This is a genomic window from Paenibacillus sp. JT22N15 (assembly GCF_059383755.1).
This window is the reverse complement of record NZ_JBXENV010000012.1, coordinates 232,694-252,843: the sequence shown is the minus strand read 5'-3', so window position 1 is coordinate 252,843 and position 20,150 is coordinate 232,694. Positions and strand designations below refer to the sequence as shown.

Annotated in this window: 14 protein-coding genes; 7 read left to right on the top strand and 7 right to left on the bottom strand. The window is 49.9% G+C overall.

From position 1 onward, the window contains the following. Nucleotides 1-355: 355 nt before the first annotated feature. The 7 genes from AC50X8_RS23590 to AC50X8_RS23560 form a co-directional block, all read right to left on the bottom strand. Complete coding sequence (locus AC50X8_RS23590) at nucleotides 356-3,199, bottom strand: Ig-like domain-containing protein (protein WP_494881857.1); 2,844 nt, start codon at nucleotides 3,197-3,199, stop codon at nucleotides 356-358. Nucleotides 3,200-3,362: 163 nt separating this feature from the next. Then, the gene (locus AC50X8_RS23585; protein WP_494881855.1) at nucleotides 3,363-5,291 is read right to left on the bottom strand and encodes an S-layer homology domain-containing protein; all 1,929 of its coding nucleotides are present in this window, start codon (nucleotides 5,289-5,291) and stop codon (nucleotides 3,363-3,365) included. Between the two features lie 71 nt (nucleotides 5,292-5,362). Further along, on the bottom strand, nucleotides 5,363-6,703 hold the full coding sequence (locus tag AC50X8_RS23580) for an Ig-like domain-containing protein (protein WP_494881853.1): 1,341 nt from the start codon (nucleotides 6,701-6,703) through the stop codon (nucleotides 5,363-5,365). Nucleotides 6,704-6,818: 115 nt separating this feature from the next. Further along, nucleotides 6,819-8,747, bottom strand: a complete 1,929-nt coding sequence (locus AC50X8_RS23575) for an S-layer homology domain-containing protein (protein ID WP_494881851.1) — start codon at nucleotides 8,745-8,747, stop codon at nucleotides 6,819-6,821. A gap of 72 nt (nucleotides 8,748-8,819) precedes the next feature. Then, nucleotides 8,820-10,154 (bottom strand): Ig-like domain-containing protein, encoded by a 1,335-nt coding sequence (locus AC50X8_RS23570; RefSeq protein ID WP_494862600.1) that lies wholly within the window; start codon nucleotides 10,152-10,154, stop codon nucleotides 8,820-8,822. Between the two features lie 202 nt (nucleotides 10,155-10,356). Then, nucleotides 10,357-11,112, bottom strand: coding sequence for an exodeoxyribonuclease III (locus tag AC50X8_RS23565; RefSeq protein ID WP_494881849.1), 756 nt, complete (start codon nucleotides 11,110-11,112; stop codon nucleotides 10,357-10,359). Between the two features lie 57 nt (nucleotides 11,113-11,169). Next, entirely contained in the window at nucleotides 11,170-11,967 is a 798-nt protein-coding gene (locus AC50X8_RS23560) for a metallophosphoesterase (RefSeq protein WP_494881847.1), read from the bottom strand. 155 nt (nucleotides 11,968-12,122) lie between these two features. Here AC50X8_RS23560 and AC50X8_RS23555 point away from each other — a divergent pair, with 155 nt between their 5' ends. From AC50X8_RS23555 to AC50X8_RS23525, 7 genes are all read left to right on the top strand, one after another. Next, nucleotides 12,123-12,935, top strand: a complete 813-nt coding sequence (locus AC50X8_RS23555; RefSeq protein WP_494881845.1) for an undecaprenyl-diphosphate phosphatase — start codon at nucleotides 12,123-12,125, stop codon at nucleotides 12,933-12,935. Between the two features lie 667 nt (nucleotides 12,936-13,602). Next, the gene (locus AC50X8_RS23550; protein ID WP_494862592.1) at nucleotides 13,603-14,619 is read left to right on the top strand and encodes an ABC transporter ATP-binding protein; all 1,017 of its coding nucleotides are present in this window, start codon (nucleotides 13,603-13,605) and stop codon (nucleotides 14,617-14,619) included. Then, entirely contained in the window at nucleotides 14,606-15,544 is a 939-nt protein-coding gene (locus AC50X8_RS23545) for an ABC transporter ATP-binding protein (protein WP_056033583.1), read from the top strand. Before AC50X8_RS23550 ends, AC50X8_RS23545 begins: the two co-directional genes overlap by 14 nt. Nucleotides 15,545-15,546: 2 nt before the next feature. Further along, on the top strand, nucleotides 15,547-16,509 hold the full coding sequence (gene opp4B / locus AC50X8_RS23540; RefSeq protein ID WP_056033585.1) for an oligopeptide ABC transporter permease: 963 nt from the start codon (nucleotides 15,547-15,549) through the stop codon (nucleotides 16,507-16,509). Nucleotides 16,510-16,530: 21 nt separating this feature from the next. Further along, nucleotides 16,531-17,421 (top strand): ABC transporter permease, encoded by an 891-nt coding sequence (locus AC50X8_RS23535; RefSeq protein ID WP_056033588.1) that lies wholly within the window; start codon nucleotides 16,531-16,533, stop codon nucleotides 17,419-17,421. Between the two features lie 20 nt (nucleotides 17,422-17,441). Then, nucleotides 17,442-19,286: an oligopeptide ABC transporter substrate-binding protein gene (locus tag AC50X8_RS23530; RefSeq protein WP_494862589.1), complete on the top strand. Its 1,845-nt coding sequence runs from the start codon at nucleotides 17,442-17,444 to the stop codon at nucleotides 19,284-19,286. A 325-nt stretch (nucleotides 19,287-19,611) separates the two neighbouring features. Next, on the top strand, nucleotides 19,612-20,130 hold the full coding sequence (locus AC50X8_RS23525; RefSeq protein ID WP_494862587.1) for a DinB family protein: 519 nt from the start codon (nucleotides 19,612-19,614) through the stop codon (nucleotides 20,128-20,130). Nucleotides 20,131-20,150 lie beyond the last annotated feature (20 nt).

Below are 20,150 nucleotides of genomic sequence, written 5' to 3'. Positions count from 1 at the left end.
GCCAAAGGACGGCGACAGCCGTTTCACCTTGAAATATAGGGAAGGAGCTGATTTTTCCGCCCTTCCTCTCTATTTCTCGGAATGAAACGCGCCGTGCCGCCAAAGGACGGCGACAGCCGTTTCACCTTGAAATATAGGGAAGGAGCTGATTTTTCCGCCCTTCCTCTCTATTTCTCGGAATGAAACGCGCCGTGCCGCCAAAGGACGGCCACAGCCGTTTCACCTTGGGCGGAGCAAAAAAAGAGGCCGGAGCCGTCCCCAGAACGGACTCCAGCCTGATGCCGTTAGCTATATGAGCTTAGCACCGTGTTGGTTTTCAAGGCAGTGCAAGCCATCCTTACAGTATTATCGTCATTTACGGCGTGTGATGCCCCATATATTCGTACGTCCCTTTAGGATAATAGGACCACTGGCTGGTATCGTACAAGCTCTTGCCGATTTGACCCAACTTGCGGACCATTGTACCGCCGCTTGGGAACAGGGTACTGGTTAAAGCTCCGTTTGAGCTGATATCGCCAGCTACATCAACGACCACGCCATTTTTCTTAAGAGCAAGGCCGCTCACCGTAATATTCCATTCTGGAGCAAACTTATCTTCAAAATTAAAATAAACAGCTGAAGTTATATCCATAAAATCATAAAATGCTGTGTCTATAATAACGGTAATATTGTTGGGCATGAGGAAAGGAAACGCTAGCTCCTTCTCGTAGTACTGCCCATTGGTAGAATTGCGGCCGTAAACAAACAAGCTATAGCCTGTAAGGTCACTGTTGTCGCTATAAATTTCGACGGCTGACCGGTATTCATCCTCAAGTAAAAACTCGGCAATGTAAACAGGCGAGGTTGTAAAGCTCGGAGCGTCGGCAGCGGTTGTAAACGTCCACTGTGTCTTCGAGGTCATTCCCGTCGATGCCAGACCATTGCTGTCTTTAAAGCTTCCGGCAGCAAACTTTACATAATAGGCGGTCGCGCCTGAGAGCCCGGCAACTTGGACATTTGCCGTATTGGCGCTGAACGTCACCTGGGATGGGTCATTGAGGGCGATGCTGGCGGCAACGGTATCGTCTGATGCTTTATACACGGTAAGCGTTTGGCCTGCTGCCGCTGTAACGGGCCGATTAAACGTAAGCGAAAGCGTCAAATTTTTATTCGTATTTAGCTCATGGTTAGCAGGAGACAGGCTGGTAATTTCCAGCTCATTCGTTGCGCTAATGAGCATGTCAATAGTCTTAAGTGTGCGTCCGCTGGTCAAAGCGCTTGCCTTGGCTGTAATGCTGAAGTTTGTAATATCCGTATCAAAGTCGGTGCCATCGTAATCTACCGATAGCCAAATCTCATTGGGGGATAAATGCGACACATCGAGTATGGTCATGCCTTGTGGAGCATGGTTCAACTCAAAGTCGCCCGTGTTTGCCGCCGAATCGAACGTATCCTCCTCTAATGCGACAGCGAAAATAGCCCCGCCGGAAGCTCGCAGTTGATCCTCCGTCAAATCCTCAAGATCGACAGCAGTTAACGTCCGCGCATCTGCGGTCAGGAACGTCCAGGCTGAATCATCGCTGATGCCTGCAAATGCATTGCCATGCACATCTGTAAATGCGCCTTCCTCAACCTCTACGTAATAAGCAGTTATGCTCGTGAATTGAAAAAGTTGTGATGAGGGATGGAGAATCGCTTTACCGCCTTGAATCGTAACCTGATCTGATTCAGATACGATGTAGGTTTGCACGACCGTATCGTCTGAGGCCTGCCGAATCGTAATTTTTTTGCCTGTGACCGGAACAATATCCTCGTTAAAGGACAGGGAAGGCTCGGCTGACAAAGCATAGTTCGGCTCCTGATTTGCAGGAGAGGTCTGCACGAGCAGAGGAGCGGCGACATCGGCAGTTGCAAAGCTCCAAGCTGAAGAACTGCTGATGCCTTCAAAGGTATTGCCCGCCTGATCGATGAATGCGCCAGCGTCTATCGTGACGGAATAGCTTGTCTCGCTGCCTAGATCGGCATGCTTAATCGATATATTTTTGCCATCTATGATGATATGACTAGCATCGTCTGCATCGTAGGCCAAAACATCAAGCGGATTCGCCGTATTTGTAATATAGATTTTTTTACCGGAAACAGCTGTAACGGGCCTATTCATTGTCAGCTCCAAATCGGCAGCTACGCTAATTTCGCCCGCTGAATGGGCCGGAACCCGGCTCTGAATATAAGGCGCGGACGTATCTGGCACTACCGTGCTGGTCGCTAGCATAACGGATCGGCCATCAGTTATGCCTGCCGCCGCAACTGGTGTAGCTTCTACAAATAAGTAGAAGCCGACGTCTTCAGACGCAACGGGATAGGCTGGCGAAGTTGCGCCGGCAATGGCCGTGCGGTCCGAGCCATCTGCCTGCGTGCCGCGGTACCATTGGAAGCGGGAAGCGGCTTCGGCGTCATTTTCAGCATCAAAATAATTATATTGCACCGTCATCATTTCGCCTGCTTTCAGCAAGCCAGCGAGCGAAGCGCCGTGCAGCACAGGAGCATCGTTGATAGAACTGAGCGTGATGATGTAATTGGAGCTGGTTGCCGAGGAGCCTTTGCCCGCATAGCTGCTTAGCAGCTTGGTTGCGTCCGCAGCGGTGACAACGCCGTCACGGTTAATATCGAGCAGATTAATCTCTTCCGGCGTCAGTACAGCGCCGCTGTTCACGACCTTCATAATGTACAGGGCGTCCGCAGCAGTGACAACACCGTCGACAGTCGTATCCCCGATGCGGGTTACGGTCAACTGGAACTGCTCCGTCAGTTTTTCAAGCGTTGGGGTTTGCGCTTCAAGCGTAATCGTAGTTGTCCCCGCCAATATAATCTCTAATTCTGTATAAAGCTGATAAGCATTTGCCGTAGCAACGGCGGAATCGCTGGACGAGGCTGTCAGCTGGGAAAGGCCAGCAACACCGGAGAAAAGCACACTTGCATCCAAGGAAATACGGGAGCCGTGATGCTCGATAGCCGCACCTAATGGGGCGGTAGAATCCGAGGAAGGCTTAATCCAGGGAATATCCTTGTTGACGATCGGGGTGAAAAAGTTGGAGGTGGCCGGAGTGGCATTCGCTCCATTTGGCAGTGGCAGAGCGCTCCCCAGCATGGTCGCGCACAAAATAATCACAGGTCCTTTGCTGCGGGAGAAATGAGTCATTTTACGCCAATAATTATTCATTCGTCCAGTTCTCCTTATAAGAGGGTTGATGAGATATTGCCTTTATTGTAAAACAAGCGGTTGAACGGATTCTGAATCTTATTGTCGAATTAAGTCGAAGGAAAAGGCTGCAAAATTCTAGCGATAGAATTTTGCAGCCGGATTGAAATCATGCAGATCAAGCTTAACCGTTAATTAGACCAGCTTTGACAAGCAGGCGTTTCACGATAGCAGCGGTCTCTGCCCGGGTTACATTGGAATCCGGGTTCAGAGCGCCATCGGCGCCTTGGACAATGCCGTTTTTCAAAGCAGCAGCAACTGCGGCTTTAGCCGAAGCTGATACCGATGCGCTGTCTTGGTAGGCTGCCAGCAGGCTGTCGATTTCAGCGGCATCGCTGACTTGTGCTAGTGAGGTAAGCGCAAGGGCGCGGTTCAAAATAATCATCGCTTCTTCGCGAGTGATCAAGCCGTTTGGACGGAAGGTGCCGTCCGAATAGCCGCTGATCAGCTTGCTCGAAACCGCGAGCTTCACTTCATTTTCGTACCAGCTGCCTGCCTTCACATCGGAGAAGGAAACCGCTGTGCTGCCGGAAGCGGCATGGATGCCAAGTGCGCGCAGCAAGGTTGCTGTGAACTCAGCGCGAGTAATGGAAGCGTTCGGTGCAAATTCAGTTCCCGATACGCCCTTCATGATCAGGCGGGAGCCGAGATCGTTGACGTCATTTTTGCTCCAGTGATTTTCAACATCCTTGAACGAAGCCGGGGTATAAACGACCGCATAGCTGCTGTTCGTCAAGCTGTTGATGCTCGCCCAATACGTGCTGCCCGTAACGGAAATATGGGTCGGTACATGGTGCAGGGCGCCATCAGACCCCAGCACTACGCCTGTTGTAATCGCTGTGCCGTCAGAGCCGGCAGGAAGAGCGATTGCGCGCTCTACATAATGATTAAACTGGTTAACGACAATGCTTTTGCCGTTGTAATGCGCCACAACTTCAAAGTCTACTGGCGTTCCAACAACGCTCAGCCCTTGCTTGGAGGCTTGGGATTTTACTGCGCTTGCCGCGGAGCCATCGGCTGTTGTGATGGAAATCGTGATTTTAATATCCGACAGGGCAGCCGAAGCGCCAACCTGTGCGGAAATGCTGTTAATGTTGATATCGCTCGCAGGCAGTGTATAAGTAGCCGTAGGCGTTTGAATTTTAACGGAAGCACCGCGACCTTCCAGTTCTTTCACCAGTTGGCCGTTCAGCTCGCCAGTCACGATAGCAGCAGTAGTATCCTGAACCGGAAGCACCAGCTCTTTAATGCCGGAAGTGCTGATTTGCTTGAGCACTTTATCGTTGTCTACTTCAAGCAGCACCGATTTGCGTCCATTTTGTACAGAAGACTTCGAAGTCGCAAATTGTGGCTGCTCCTTGCCGTCGATGTAGACGATGACCGGTGTCGATGTTGTTGTCGGCGCCGGTGTGCTTGTAGCAGGTGTCGGTGTTGTGGAACCGCCGCCCGAGCCGGAGCCTGGGTCTGGATTGTTCGGAGAATCCTTGTAAACGACAATTTCTCCGCCTGCCAGTGTAGACGGCACCTTATAAGAGGAACTGCGGTAAATGGCCCAATTTTCATCTTTGGACGTATCAACAGTCAAATTATAAGTTCCTGTCGTTTCGCTGCTAAGCGCTTTAATTTCAATAGTAAACAGCTGCTGCGGGTCATGAATACGCGAGTTTCCGCCAGTGGAATCGATCCAGATCGCCCGGACCCAGCCAGCCGTATTGTCGAAGTTGGACTGGAAATAGCCCGTATCAGAGGGGCTGCCGTCTTCTGGAGCAACTTCGCCATAGGTAGGCGTGATGCTGACGATGCTGAAAATAGCAGGATCGAAATCGAGCTGCATGTTATAAGCACCAACGCCATCGCCAGCACTCGTCAGCATGACAGGCACGCTTCCTGATTGTCCAGCTGCAACTCGGGTATTCGTAATCGTAACCTGCGCAGGGGCGCTAGATTCAGCGTGTGCGGCAGTTGGAAGAAGAACGGCTGGCAATACGAGCAGGCAGCTCAGTATGAGCAGCAGAAGGCGTCTTGCAGGAGCTTGCTTCAATAATGGTTGCATAATAACCTCCATGATAGTAAGGGTAGATGTGTGGGGCCTGGGTATTTTGATCTTCGATAGTCTTGACACTGTTAACCTACATATTGGGTTGTGAACATCCATTCAGAAAGTGAGACGCCTGCAAAATCATTTCCGTCGATATCTTCGAAGGCGCCATCATCGATGATAATGCTGAATTGTGTATCGGATGGCAGGAAAATGGTTAAACCGCTAAGGGTAACCGTATTTCCGCTAATGATAACGTGAGCCGGATAGTCGGCTGGAAAGCTCAGCACTTCACTGTTAGTTGAGGTATCAATAAATTTGATCTCTTTACCAGCAACGGCGGAAATGTCTCTATTAAATGTAAAAACAATATCGTCATATTGATTGACATTGACGCTTCCGTTTACAGGGGTGCGGCTTACAATGAAAGGAGCAGCGCTTGCTACGGCAGCATTTGACTTCAAGAGGACGGCCTGGCCCGTCAGCAGATCGCCTGATGCGGCAACCGGCGTTACCTCTGCGAACACATAATAATTGACATCGTCTTGCTGAAGGCTGTAAGTAGTCGCCGTTTCACCGATGATTTCCACCCGGTCAGAGCCGTCAGCTTGAGTACCGCGGAACCATTTCGTGCGGGTATTGCCCTCGGCATAATTTTCGGCGTCAAAATAACTGTATTGCGCAGTAGCCGTCTTGCCAGACACCCATGAGTCGACACTTAAGGAAGTGTTGTACACAGCAGGAGCATCGTCAATGGCGCTTAAAGTGACGATATATTTTTCAGTTGAGTTAAGGGCGGTTTTCCCGGTGTAGAGATTCATCAGAGCCGCGACATCTGCCATGGAGATGCTGCCATCGCGGTCGATATCGTACAGATTGGCGTCGCCTGGGGTCAGGACGGTATTCCGGTCTATCTCTCTAGCGATCAGGAACGCATCCGCTGCTGTAACCATGCCATCCTTGTTCGTATCCGCAAAGCGGTCTACCGTCACGCGGAAATGCTCGGTCAGCTTTTCATTTCCGGCTGTAACGCCTTCAATTCTGATTTCAGTCGTTCCAGCAGCTAAAATTTCAACGTCTATATAAGGCAGCTGCACATTAACCGATGCGACATTTGTATCACTGGACCAAGCGGTTAACGTAGTGATGATGGCTGCCTGAGGGAACAGCTTCGTCGTATCCAGCATAATGGAGGAGTCGTACGTAATAATCTGCGATCCCGAGCTAGGGACAGGACTGTAATTAGAAGTAGGCTTGACCCATTGAATATCGTTGTTTACAACAGGTAGGAAGTAGTTCGATGGTCCAGATGCTGCATGCGCCAGGGTTGACAATGACAAGCTTGTTCCTAGTACAGCGGTGCACAACAATAGCGAGGGACCTTTGATTCGTGAAAAACCAGCCATTTTACGCAAAGAATGCTTCATTTGTCTTAAGTCTCCTTTATTCCGAATAGCTTGTCTAATTCAAGCAGCTGAGTGTGAAAAGCTGTAAGATTCCAAGCTCAGAATCTTACAGCTTTATAACAAGCTTGCTAGCAACTTAGCCGTTAATCAGGCCAGCCTTGACGAGCAGGCGCTTCACAATAGCAGCCGTTTCGGCACGGGTCACGTTGGAATCTGGGTTCAGGGAACCGTCAGCTCCCTGCACAATGCCGTTTTTCAAAGCGCTGGCAACAGCGGCTTTCGCATATCCCGACACCGAGGAGCTGTCCTCGTAAACAGCCAGCAGGCTGTCGATTTCAGCAGCATCGCTGACGGTTGGCAAAGTTGTAATCGCAAGAGCGCGGTTTAAAATAATCATCGCTTCTTCACGGGTAATCAAACCGTTTGGACGGAAGGTTCCGTCCGAATAGCCGCTGATCAGCTTGTTTGCTACAGCAAGCTTCACTTCATTTTCATACCAGCTGCCTGCCTTTACATCGGAGAAGGAAACCGAAGTGCTGCCGGAAGCCTTGTGAATACCAAGTGCGCGCAGCAGGGTTGCTGTAAACTCAGCGCGTGTAATGGAAGCATTCGGTGCGAACTCCGTGCTCGATACGCCCTTCATGATCAGGCGGGAGCCGAGATCGTTGACGTCATTTTTGCTCCAGTGATTTTCAACATCCTTGAACGAAGCAGGCGCATAGACGACCGCATAGCTGCTGTTCGTCAAGCTGTTGATGTTTGCAAAATACGTGCTGCCCGTTACGGAAATATAGGTTGGCACATGACGCAGCGTACCATCTTCGCCAAGCACGACGCCCGTTGTCATCTTCGAGCCGCCTGCGCCGGCAGGCAGAGCGATCGAGCGTTCTACATAATGATTAAATTGGCCAATGCTGATGTTTTGTCCATTGTACTGCGCAATGACTTCAAAGTTTACCGGAGCGCCAACGACGCTTACGCCTTGCTTGGACGCTTGGCTTTGTACAGTATTGATGATTGCATTGTCTGCTGCGGTAATAGAGATGATGATTTTAATATCGGACAGCTTCACCGTTGTACCGACCTGTGCGGAAATCGCATCAATGTTGATGTCGCTCGCAGGCAAGGTGTAGGTTGCTGCTGGCGTCTCGATTTTAACGGTTGCGCCGCGTTTCTCCAGCTCCTTCACCAGTTGGCCGTTCAAGCCTCCGTTGACGACAGCGACTGTGCTGTCTTGAATCGGAAGCACGAGCTCTTTAATGCCTGCTGTGTCGATTTGCTTAAGAACCTTGTCATTGTCTACGTCCAGCTGTACCGTTTTGCGGCCGTTCTGCACAGAGGTTTGAGCCGTTGCATATTGCTGCTCCTTGCCGTCGATGTATACAATAACCGGAGTTGTTGTAGTTGTCGGAGCTGGCGTGCTTGTAGCAGGAGTCGTAGTGGAACCTCCGCCTGAAGAGCCTGAACCTGAACCTGAACCAGATCCTGAGTTGGCCTTCGAAATGACGATTTCTCCGCCATCAACGGTAGAAGGCGTCGTATACGATGGGCTGCGGTAGAACGCCCATTTCTCAGCGTTCGTCGTATCTACAGTCAGGTGATACGTTCCTGTCGTTTCGCTGCTGAGCGATTTAACCTCAATAGCGAACAGTTGGACAGGATCGTTAATGCGCGAGTCTCCGCCCGTAGAGTCTATCCAGATGGCGCGTGCCCAGCCCGCCGTATTGTCAAAGTTGGACTGAAAATAGCCAGTAGCTGATGGAGCGCCGTTTTCTGGCGCCACTTCACCATGTGTAGGCGTAATGCTGACGATGCTTAACACGGTAGGATCGAAGTCGATTTGCATATTGTAAGCGCCGACGCCGTCTCCTGGATCTGTGAGCATGACGGGCACGGTTGCTGATTGTCCGGCTGTCACATTGGTATTCGTAATCGTAACCTTAGTAGGGGCGTCTGATGCAGCATGTGCGGCAGAAGGGACAAAAAAAGCTGGCAATACGAGCAGGCAGCTCAGCATGAGCAGCAGAAAGCGTTTAGCAGGAGCTTGTCTCAAGAATGGTTGCATAATAACCTCCATGAAAGTAAGTAGATGGATGAAACTTGATTATTTGTTGAAAAATCAATGGCTAATGCAGAGTTAGCTCGGGTAGTTGGTAGTGAATTCCCATTCTCCTTGATCGAAGCCTGCATAATCATTACCGTTTGCATCTTTAAAGGCACCATGATCAATGAAAAGAACAAAGTGCGTACCGTATGACAGTTTTCCAGCTAGGTGTTTAATAGTGACGGTTTTCCCAACAACCTCAATATTGTAATCATCATTGGCAAGATAGTCTAATACAAAGCTGTCTATTCCAGAATGATAAAAACGAATGTGCTTACCAGGAACAGCCGTAACCTCTCTATCAAAAGTGAAGACAATATCAGCATTTCTATCGACATTTACACTGTAATTTTCGGGTGTAAGGCTAACAATGATAGGAGTAGCACTCAATACGATAGAATCGGGCTTCAATAGGACAGTTTCGCCCGTCAGCAGATCGCCGGATTCGGCAACTGGCGTCACTTCTGCGAAAACATAATAATTGAGATCGGTTTGCTGAAGAGTATAGCTGTTCGACGTTGCGCCTATGATTTCCGTACGGTCCGAGCCATCTGCTTGCAGGCCGCGGAACCATTTAAAGCGGCTATTGCCTTCGAAGTCATTTTCAGGATCAAAATAACTGTATTCCGCGGTCACCGTTTGGCCTGGTGCCCATGTATCCGCGCTTAAAGAGCCGTTATATATAGCTGGAGCATCGTCAATGGCGCTTAAGGTGACGATATATTTTTTAGACGAGTCTAGAACGGTTTTGCCAGTGTAGAGGTCCATTAAGGCGGAAGCGTCCGCTGCCGTTACGGATCTGTCGCGGTCGATATCATATAAATTGAAGTCTCCGGGAGTAAGGGTGGAATTTCTATTGAGCTCCCGAACGATGTGAAAGGCATCCGCTGACGTAATCATGCCGTCTTTATTCGTATCGGCGAAGAGGTCTACCGTCACGCGAAAGTGTTCGGTCAGCTTTTCATTTTCAGAGGTAACGCCTTCAACCCTGATTTCAGTCGTTCCCGGGCCGAATATTTCCATCTCAAAGTTGGGCAAATAAGCGTTCGCAGACGCGACGCTTGTATCGCTGGAAGTAGCAGTTAACATCGTTATGACGGTTGATGGGGGGAAGAGCTTCTGTGAATCCAATGAGAAGTAGCTGCCATAAACGTTAATGGTTGATCCCATTCCCGCATTCGCATTGGAATCATTTTTAACCCAGTGCAGATCATTGTTTACTACAGGAAGAAAGTAGTTCGAAGGTTCTGGAATTGCATATGCCGGAGCAGATAGTGACAAGGTGGTTCCCAATACTGCAGCACAAACAAAAAGAGTGGGGCCCTTTTTCAGGGATAATGCGGTCATTTTGCGCCAATTATCGTTCATTTGTCCGAGTCTCCTTGTTACGAATAGTAAGATGCTTAGCTTCATTTTACTTTTTAGGGCTGAACCGATTCTGAACGGATGTGTCTAATTGAAAAGAATGAAGTAGCAAAACGTCGAATAATGTTGAAATAAAAAAGAAAAACACAAAAAAACCGTCAATATCTGCAAGCAGAATTTGACGGCTCAAACTATTATTTCTTCATTAAAGGTCAATGCTTAGCAGTACCGGACAATGATCGCTACCCATAATAGCGGAATCAATAGCCGCATCCTTCAGCAGCGGAGCTAGTCGCTCTGAGATCAGAAAATAGTCAATCCGCCAGCCGACGTTCCGTTCGCGAACCTTGGGCATGTAGGACCACCATGTATAGGCATCGGTACGGTCTGGGTAGAGGTGGCGAAAGCTGTCGATAAAACCGGCCGCCAGCAGCTCGGTCATTTTGCCGCGTTCTTCCGGGGTAAAGCCGGAATTGCCGTGGTTGGCTTTGGCGTTTTTGAGATCGATTTCCTGATGGGCGACGTTGAGATCGCCGCAGACAATGACGGGCTTCACCGCATCAAGCTGCTGCAAATAAGTGCGGAAGCGATCCTCCCATTCCAGTCGATAGTCCAGCCGCAGCAAATCGCGCTTGGCATTAGGCGTATATACATTAACTAAATAGAAGCCTTCAAATTCCAGCGTCAAAATGCGGCCTTCCGGCTCTTCGTTTTCTTCAATGCCGTAGCGGACGGAAAGCGGCGGTTTTTTCGTAAACACAGCCGTACCGGAATAGCCCTTCTTCACGGCATAGTTCCAGTAGTCCGAATACGCCTCGCCAAGCTCCAGCGAAATTTGCCCCTCCTGAAGCTTCGTCTCCTGCAGGCAGAAAATATCCGCGTCCATCTCGGCAAAATAATCATTAAACCCTTTATTCACACAGGCTCTCAGCCCGTTAACATTCCATGAAACCAGCTTCAATGCGAAACCTCTCCTCTGTTGGCGTATATATAAGAATAGCTAAAAGCAGTGCTTCAACTAAGCGGGCAGCAGGATGAAAACCTTGCCATCCGCATTCAAAATCTGGCTTCCATTGCTAAGCGTGGCATAGGGAAGCTCCCAGTGCGAATGCCCGCAAAAAACGAGCGTCTCTGGCAGTTGTTCAAGCGCAGCGCGAATGGCGCTGTTCCCCTCAAGTCCAAGTGCCGGCTCATCCGGTCCCTGATGCAAAAGCAAAGCGTGGGGCTGCTTCATAATAAGCTTGCGAAGCCACTTCACATAATCGTGCTGGGACATGCGATTAGGCTTGTCCGCTCGTCCGATAATGCCGCCTAGACCGGCAAGGCGGAGTCCTAATATTTCGGTCAAAGCTGGCAGGTCCATGAGATGCATGCAATCGCTAGCGGCGAGCATATTCATATGCGCAGACTCCATTATATCATGGTTGCCGGGTACACCTGCGACCCAGCCGAATGTTTCACCGAAAGCGAGCCAGACGGGAAGGGGGTTGCCGCTGCTGCCCCTTTTGCCAGCATCTCCATATAAATCGCCGCACAACAGAGCGACCATACGCTGTAGGGAAAGATGGGGAAATTCAATCGCCATTAATAGCGCTAAATATTCGGGCAGCAGCTCGCCCAGCTGAACCTCGCATCCATCATCGATGGCAACGCCCTGCAAATCGGAGGTGACTATCAGGGCATCTATACGCTCTGGCAGTCCAGATACAAAGCCCTGATAGACGGGCAGCAGCGCAGGGAAGGTCCCGCCGCCAGCCGCCGCTGTTTGATAGGGAAAGCTTTCAATAGGCTCGGGAAGTATTCGCTCGATTTTCATAGTCGTTGAGGCTGCCCCCTTTTGCAACTGGAAATGATTTATGCTTTCGCTATTTATACCATGATTGCCAGTGGCGGGCAACATAGGAGATTTGATCATTTTTACTAGGGTGCGTTATGATAGGGGAGGTAAATACAAGCAAAAAAGGAGACGGTATGGACAATTTCGTATTATGGCTGAAGTATTTAATTCTCGGTATTATTCAGGGCTTTACAGAGCCTATCCCTGTATCATCAAGCGGACATTTAATTATCGCCCAGCAGCTGCTCGGGGTTGAACAGCGAGGGCTAGCCTTTGAGATTTTAACGAACACGGCATCGCTGATTGCGATTGGCTACATTTTTCGCCAGGATATTAATCGGCTAGTTGTTAACACCATCAATTATATGAGAACACGGGACAAGGCTTACAAAAGCGACTTCCTGTTCGCCATGTACGTCGTCGTTGGAACGGTGCCTGCCGTCATTATCGGGCTGCTGTTCAAGGATCAAATTGAGTCTTATTTCTCCTCCGTCCGTACGGTGGCGATATCGCTGCTCGTAACGGGTGTGGCGCTCTGGCTTATCCGCAATTTGCGAGGACGCAAGCGGGATGGCGACCTGACGTTCAAGGACGCTTTAATTGTAGGCTTGGCGCAGGCGGTCGCGCTCATTCCCGGTATTAGCCGCTCCGGCTCAACGGTCATTACTTCGATTGCTGTCGGCATGAAGCAGGAGACGGCGCTGCGGTTTTCATTTATGCTGTACATACCGATTAGCTTGGGCGGCTTGGTGCTGGGCATCTCGGATATCGCGAATGATCCTAACCGTACTTCGCTGATGATTCCTTATCTCATTGCCTTTATCGCGACCTTAATCGTCACCTATTTCTCTATGCGCTGGTTCATGAACATTATGGCGCGCGGCTATTTGAAATATTTCTCCTATTATTGCTTTGTCGCCGGTATCCTGCTGCTCATTTTTCTCTAGAACGACTGCTGGAGGAGAGGGAGCACAGATCCGGGAAAAAAGGGTTTGAGAGGCTGGTATCCAAACAGGGATGCCAGCTTTTTTTGTAAATATAAGCATAGAAAAATTTCACCCTCGAAACGGAAGCTTTGCCGCTAGAGGACGGTGACAGCCGTTTGCGTTTAGCTGCTTCGCTAGAGATGGGGGTTTATGCAGGCCTTCGAATAAAAAAAGAGAATAGTGCAGCGTGATTTTGTTGCTTTCAGTAGAATTTACAACTTTTTCCTGTATGGGCTAAGCAGAAAATCGTAATTTCTTTATGAAAAACGCACAATATCTAAATTCAGGAAGAATTATAATTAAAAAATATATTGAATTAATTATTTAATTAAATGACAGGTGTGAATATTTATTTAAGGATTTAAATAAATATTATCCCCTCTTATATGTTAATACTTGACTAACATTATCTCTTAAATCGAACTAGATGTTAAAAAAAGAGAGAAAGATAAATAAAAAGTATTGTAACTCTATTCTTAATGATATAAAATGTGACATAGATTGAGTCCCATGATGTCACATTCGAACAGCTAGATTCGCCTGATAATGCCGAGCTAAGCCCGTCATTATTTTCAGAATTATCAATTTAATTAACGCTCGAAATTATAATTCGTTAGGGTGATTAAATGTGAGTGAGGAATTGCTGAGAATGGAGCATTTAACGACGTCCTTTCGGATCGCTGACCGCTATTATGCAGCAGTGGATGACGTTACGTTAACGGTCAGAAAAAATGAAATTTTAGCGATTGTTGGCGAATCCGGCTCGGGGAAAAGCGCATTGGCCTTTTCGATTATGGGTCTCCATACGCGGGCGAAAATCGAAGGGCATATTTATTATAAGGGGCAGGACTTGGCTCATCTGCCTCCAAGCAAATTAAACAAGCTGCGGGGCAAGGAGATGGGCATGATTTTTCAGGACCCGCTGTCTGCCCTCAATCCGCTCATGATTGTTGGCAGCCAGATTGAGGAGGCTTTGCTGCTCCATAACGACAAGCTGACGGCGGAGCAGCGCAAGGCGAAGGTGCTGGAATTGCTTGATAAGGTCGGCATTCCCCGCCCTGAGCACACGTATCAGCAATATCCGCATGAGTTGTCCGGCGGAATGAGGCAGCGCGTCGTCATTGCGATTGCGATTGCCAATGAGCCGAAGCTGCTCATTGCCGATGAGCCGACGACGGCGCTTGATGTGACGATCCAGCTGCAAATTTTGGAGCTGATCCGCAAGCTGAAGAGTGATATTGGCGCAGGCATTATCCTCATCACCCATGATCTTGGAGTTGTGGCGGAAATGGCGGATCGCGTAGCCGTTATGTATGCGGGACAGATCGTGGAAATCGCCGATATTTATACGCTCATTTCAAATGCGCAGCATCCCTATACGAAGTCGCTGCTCAGCTCGATCCCGGCGGCCAGTGCTGAGAAGTCTCGGCTGCATGTCATTCAGGGCATTGTGCCCTCCTTGCAGAAGCTGCCCCGCGAGGGCTGCCGCTTCCGCTCACGCATTCCATGGATGGAGGAGGCGGCACATGAGGCGGAGCCTGCGATGCACGAAGTAAGTCCCGGTCATTTCGTCCGCTGCACCTGCTATCGGACTTTTTATTTTCCTAAAGTGGACGGGAAGGGGGCTGACTATGGCGCTTCTTGATATTAAAGATTTAAAGGTGCATTTTCCGATTCGCGGCGGCTTATTCGGCAGAACGGTTGGCGAGGTCAAAGCGGTAGATGGCGTAAGCTTGTCCATTGAGCAGGGCAGCACCTATGGACTCGTTGGCGAGTCCGGCTCGGGCAAGACGACGACGGGGCGGGCGGTTATCGGGCTGAATGCGATTACGTCCGGCAGCGTCATATTCGAAGGCAAGGACTTGAACGAAGGCGGCAAGCGCGGCTTGCTGAATGCCCGCCGCGATATTCAAATGATTTTTCAAGATCCGTATTCCTCGCTTAACCCGAAGAAGCGCGTCATCGACATTGTGGCGGAGCCGCTGCGCAACTTCGAGCGGCTGTCTGAGCAGGAGGAGAAGCGGCGCGTGCGCGAGCTGCTGGAGCAAGTGGGCTTAAGCGCAGAGACGATCTACAAATATCCACATGAGTTTTCCGGCGGCCAGCGGCAGCGGATCGGCATCGCCAGGGCGATTGCCTTAAAGCCGAAGCTGATCATTGCCGACGAGCCCGTATCGGCGCTGGACGTATCCGTACAGGCGCAGGTGCTTAATTTTATGCAGGACATCCAGAAGCAATTAAACCTCACGTACTTGTTTATCAGTCATGACCTTGGCATTATCCGGCATATGTGCGATCACATCGGCATTATGTACAAGGGCAGACATGTTGAGCAAGGCACAACCTCAGATATTTTTCATAACCCTCAGCATATTTACACCAAGAGGCTCCTTGCAGCCATTCCAGATATCGACCCTACACAAAGAGAGAAACAGCGACAGTTTAGAGCAGAGGTAAAAGCCGAATATGATCAAGCCTACAGAGACTATTTTGACGAAGAGGGCCTGGCCTATTCATTAAGGCCGATCTCAAGCACGCATCTAGTAGCTCTGCCTGGGAAAGGTGGATAGCGATGTGGAAAACGATTGTTCGCCGTATATTCATTATGATTCCGCAATTATTTTTACTTAGCATTCTCGTCTTTTTGCTCGCTAAAGCGATGCCGGGCGATGCGCTCACAGGCCTTGTTGATCCGAGCCTTGATCCTGCGGCGCTGGAAGCGCAGCGAGAGCGGCTTGGTCTGAACGATCCGTGGCATGTGCAGTACTGGAACTGGATGGTCCATGCGCTCCAGGGCGACTTTGGACAATCGTTCCGCTTCAAAATGCCCGTGTCCGAGCTCATTGGCCAGCGCATATCCAATACGATCTGGCTGTCGGTCGCGACGCTGATTTTGACTTATCTAATCGCGATTCCGCTTGGTATTACCAGCGGCCGCTACAACGATACTTGGGCGGACCGCCTCATTACGGGCTATACCTATTTGGGCTTTGCTGCGCCGCTGTTTATTTTTGGCTTGGTCATGCTGTGGCTGTTCGGCTTCCACTTTGACTGGTTCCCTACAGGCGGCAGCGTTAAGCCGGGAGTAGAGCCTGGCACAGCTGCTTATGTATTTAGCAAAATTTATCATTTGCTGCTCCCGGCTCTATCGATGGCGCTGATTACGACCGTGACGACGGTGCAGCTGCTGCGCAGCGAAATTATTGATACGAAGCAGCGCGATTTTATTTTGACCGCAAGGGCTAAGGGGGCTTCGGAGTCCCGCGTCTACAACCGCCATATTTTGCGCAACTCGCTGCTGCCGATTGCCGCCTTTTTCGGCTATGAGATTACGGGCTTGATCGGCGGCACTGTATTTATCGAGAGCATCTTCAGCTATCCCGGCATGGGCCAGCTGTTTCTAAGCTCCATCTCCTTACGGGATTTCAGCGTCGTGACGGCGCTGGTGCTGCTGTATGGGCTCGCATCGATTTTGGGAGCTTTAATATCGGATTTGATTTTGAGCATCGTCGATCCCCGGATTCGGATCAAATAAGCGCGTTGGGAGGCTTAAACTATGAGCAAGCTTGCAACCGCCGAGGCGGACCGAAGCCCCTCCGGCTGGAAAATCATCTGGCGGGAAATTGTCCGCGACAAGGTGGCGTTTGCTTCCTTTCTTTTTCTAGGACTCGTTATCGTCTTTGTGTACGGCATTTCACTTGTGCTGGATCAGAAGCAGATCGTAACCGTCGATTTGTTCTCGCTGTACAAGCCGCCTTCCGCCGATTTTTGGCTGGGGACGGACTATGGCGGGCGGGATGTATTCGGGCAGCTGATTATCGGCACGCGCAACTCCTTGTCCATCGGCATTATTGTGACGCTGATGACGGGGATTATCGGCATCCTGATTGGGCTGCTGTCAGGTTATTTTGGCGGCAGCGTGGACAATGTGTTTATGCGCTTCGTCGATTTCTTTATGATTTTGCCGACGCTCATGATTGTAATTGCGTTCGTGACCGCCGTGCCTAAATACAGCATTGTTTCGTTCTCGCTCATTATGACGGCATTTCTGTGGATGGGCATTGCCCGGCTGATTCGGTCGAAGGCTCTGCAGGAGCGGGAGCTGGATTACATTCAAGCGTCCAGAACGCTCGGTTCCTCCCATTTGAAAATCATGTTTACGCAGCTGCTGCCAAATCTCAGCTCCATCATTATTGTGACGATGACGCTGAATCTGGCAGCGAACATCGGTCTTGAATCCGGCCTTTCCTTTCTTGGCTTTGGCTTTCCTGAAAGTACGCCGAGCCTCGGTACCTTAGTCAGCTATGCGAGAAACCCGCAAACCCTGGAGAGCAGATGGTGGATCTGGTTACCCGCGTCAGTGCTGATCTTGGTATTGATGTTGAGTATAAATAATGTTGGTCAAGCGCTAAAGCGTGCGACGGACGCAAGACAAAGAAAAGGTTAATAAAAGGAGGAGATGGTGTAATGGGAAAGGGTAAGGGGACAAAGTATGTATTCGTTTCGCTGATGCTTGTGCTCGCGCTAATGCTGGGGGCATGTACATCAAATGGTGGAAGCGGGGCAGCCGAGAGCGCAAGTCCTGGGGCGAGTGCCGAACCTGCGGCTAGTGCAAGTGCAGCTCCAGCTGAAGATGACGGTCTTTATTCCATTGAGGATTTTAACAAGGTGAAAATTAATGAAGGTACGGCGCTGAAGGGCGGCTCCGTCACTTACGGCTTGGTGTCCGATACGCCATTTGAAGGTACGCTGAACTACAATTTCTATTCGGGCAACCCGGATGCGATGGTTTTGCAGTGGTTCGATGAAGGGCTGCTGACTTGGGATGCCAACTACGTCTATACGAATGACGGCGCAGCAACCTATGAGGTTTCCGAGGATGGGCGCACGTTTACCTTCACCATTCGCGACAATGTCAATTGGCAGGATGGCGAGCCGGTGACGGCGGAGGATTGGCTGTTCGCGCATGAAATCATCGGAAATAAAGCTTATGATGGCCCGCGTTACGATTCCAATTTTACGAATATTGAAGGCATGGAGGAGTTTCATGCTGGCAAGGCAAAGACGATTTCCGGCATTAAGGTGCTGAGTGAAAAACAATTGCAAATTACGTACATTCAATCCACCCCTTCCCTGTTAACGGGCGGTGTATGGAATTATCCGCTGGCGAAGCATATTTTTGGCGATATGGATGTAGCGAAAATTTCCGCTTCCAAGGAAGTGCGCGAGAAGCCGATCGGCTTCGGACCTTTTAAAGTGAAATCAATTGTACCAGGCGAGTCGGTTGTATTTGAGAAAAATACCGATTACTGGCGCGGGGAGCCCGCTCTTGATGAGGTTGTGCTGAAGGTCATCAACCCAACGACGGTTGTGCAGCAGCTTGAGAGCGGCGGCGTTGATCTCGTCGATTCCTTCCCGGTTGACCAATATCCGGACAATGCGGGCATGTCGAACGTCGAATTCCTCGGCACGATCGATCGCGCGTATACGTATGTCGGCTTTAAGCTTGGTACATGGGATAAAGAAGCAAAAGTCGTTAAGCCGAATGACAAGGCGAAAATGGGCGATGTGAATTTGCGCAAGGCGATGTGGCAGGCAGTGGACAATGATGCGGTTGGCAAAAAGTTCTATCACGGCCTGCGCTGGAATGCGACGACGCTTATTCCGCCGTCCCACCCAGAGTTCCATGATTCCACCAATAAAGGCGTAACCTACGATCCAGAAGCGGCGAAAAAGCTGCTGGACGACGCGGGCTATAAATTAAACGGCGAATTCCGTACAAATCCAGATGGCAGCGAGCTGGTTATCAATTTTATTTCGATGACAGGCGGAGATATTGCTGAGCCGTTGGCCCGTTATTATGTGCAATCATGGGCGGCAATCGGCCTTAATGTCAATCTGGAAATGGTCGAGTTCAACTCCTTCTATGACCGTGTAGGCAACAATGGGGACGACGATCCTGCGGTTGATGTTTATCAGGCGGCGTGGTCTGTTGGCATCGATGTAGACCCTGCTGGTCTATATGGCAAAGATGCGATTTATAACTTCCCGCGTTTTGAGACGGAGGAGAATAGCAGGCTGCTTGCCGAGGGCGTCTCGGAGAAAGCCTTTGATGTAGAGGTACGCAAAGGCATTTATAAAGAATGGCAGCAATATATGGTTGATCAGGTTCCGGTATTCCCGACTCTATACCGCTCCGAGCTTGTTCCGGTGAATAAGCGCATTATGAACTATGCAATCGGCGATGGCACCGGCATTTATTTGCATCAGCTGGCTGTCTCGCAAGATAAACCGTTTGTAGCAGTGAAATAGCGTATAATAGAGCTTAGAGACTGCGACGAAATAAAGTACCGCTAATTTATTGACAAAACTCCCAAAACCGTGGAGATTTTGTCAACAAAAGCGGGTACTAATTTCCTCGCAGCTCCTTAGAGTAGCAAACAAGATAATCGGCGGGCCTCAGTTGCCCACCCGTTAGACAAGGGCTGTTCACTAGGGCGGAGGACTTCGCCTTGGGGAACAGCCCGCTTTGCGGTTGCAGCGGGTAGGACGCGGCTGCGCTCTTTTCAAACGGGGGCGGGAATGCTACAATCTCTGAAACTATAGCTTTGAAAATGGGGAAAGGCAGGAAACGATTATGAGCAATCGACCTTCTAGAAATGACTTTAATCCTTACTATGAAACGTATATTGAAAAAGTGCCCGAAGGCAGCATTAAGGATGTGCTGCTAGAGGCACAGCAGGCGACAAGCGAGCTGCTGGCAAGCATTCCGGAGGAGCGCGGCAGTTTTAAATACGCGGAAGGCAAATGGAGCATTAAGGAAGTTATTGGCCATATTAATGATACCGAGCGCGTGATGAGCTATCGCCTGCTGCGGATTTCACGGGGCGATTCGACGCCGCTGCCTGGTTTTGAGCAGGATGTGTTTGTAGCGGGTGCGCGGTTTGATGAGTATACGATCGAGGAGCTTGCTGAAGATTATCGGGCGATCAGGCAATCGACGCTGAAGCTGGTTAGCAAGCTTTCCGATGAGGCGCTGTCACGGCGCGGCAACGCAAGCGATTCCGAGGTAACGGCATTGGCGCTAGCCTACATTATCGCCGGTCACGAGCTTCACCATTTGAACGTATTGAAGGAACGATATTTAATTGACTAGCTAATATAACAGTCACCAAA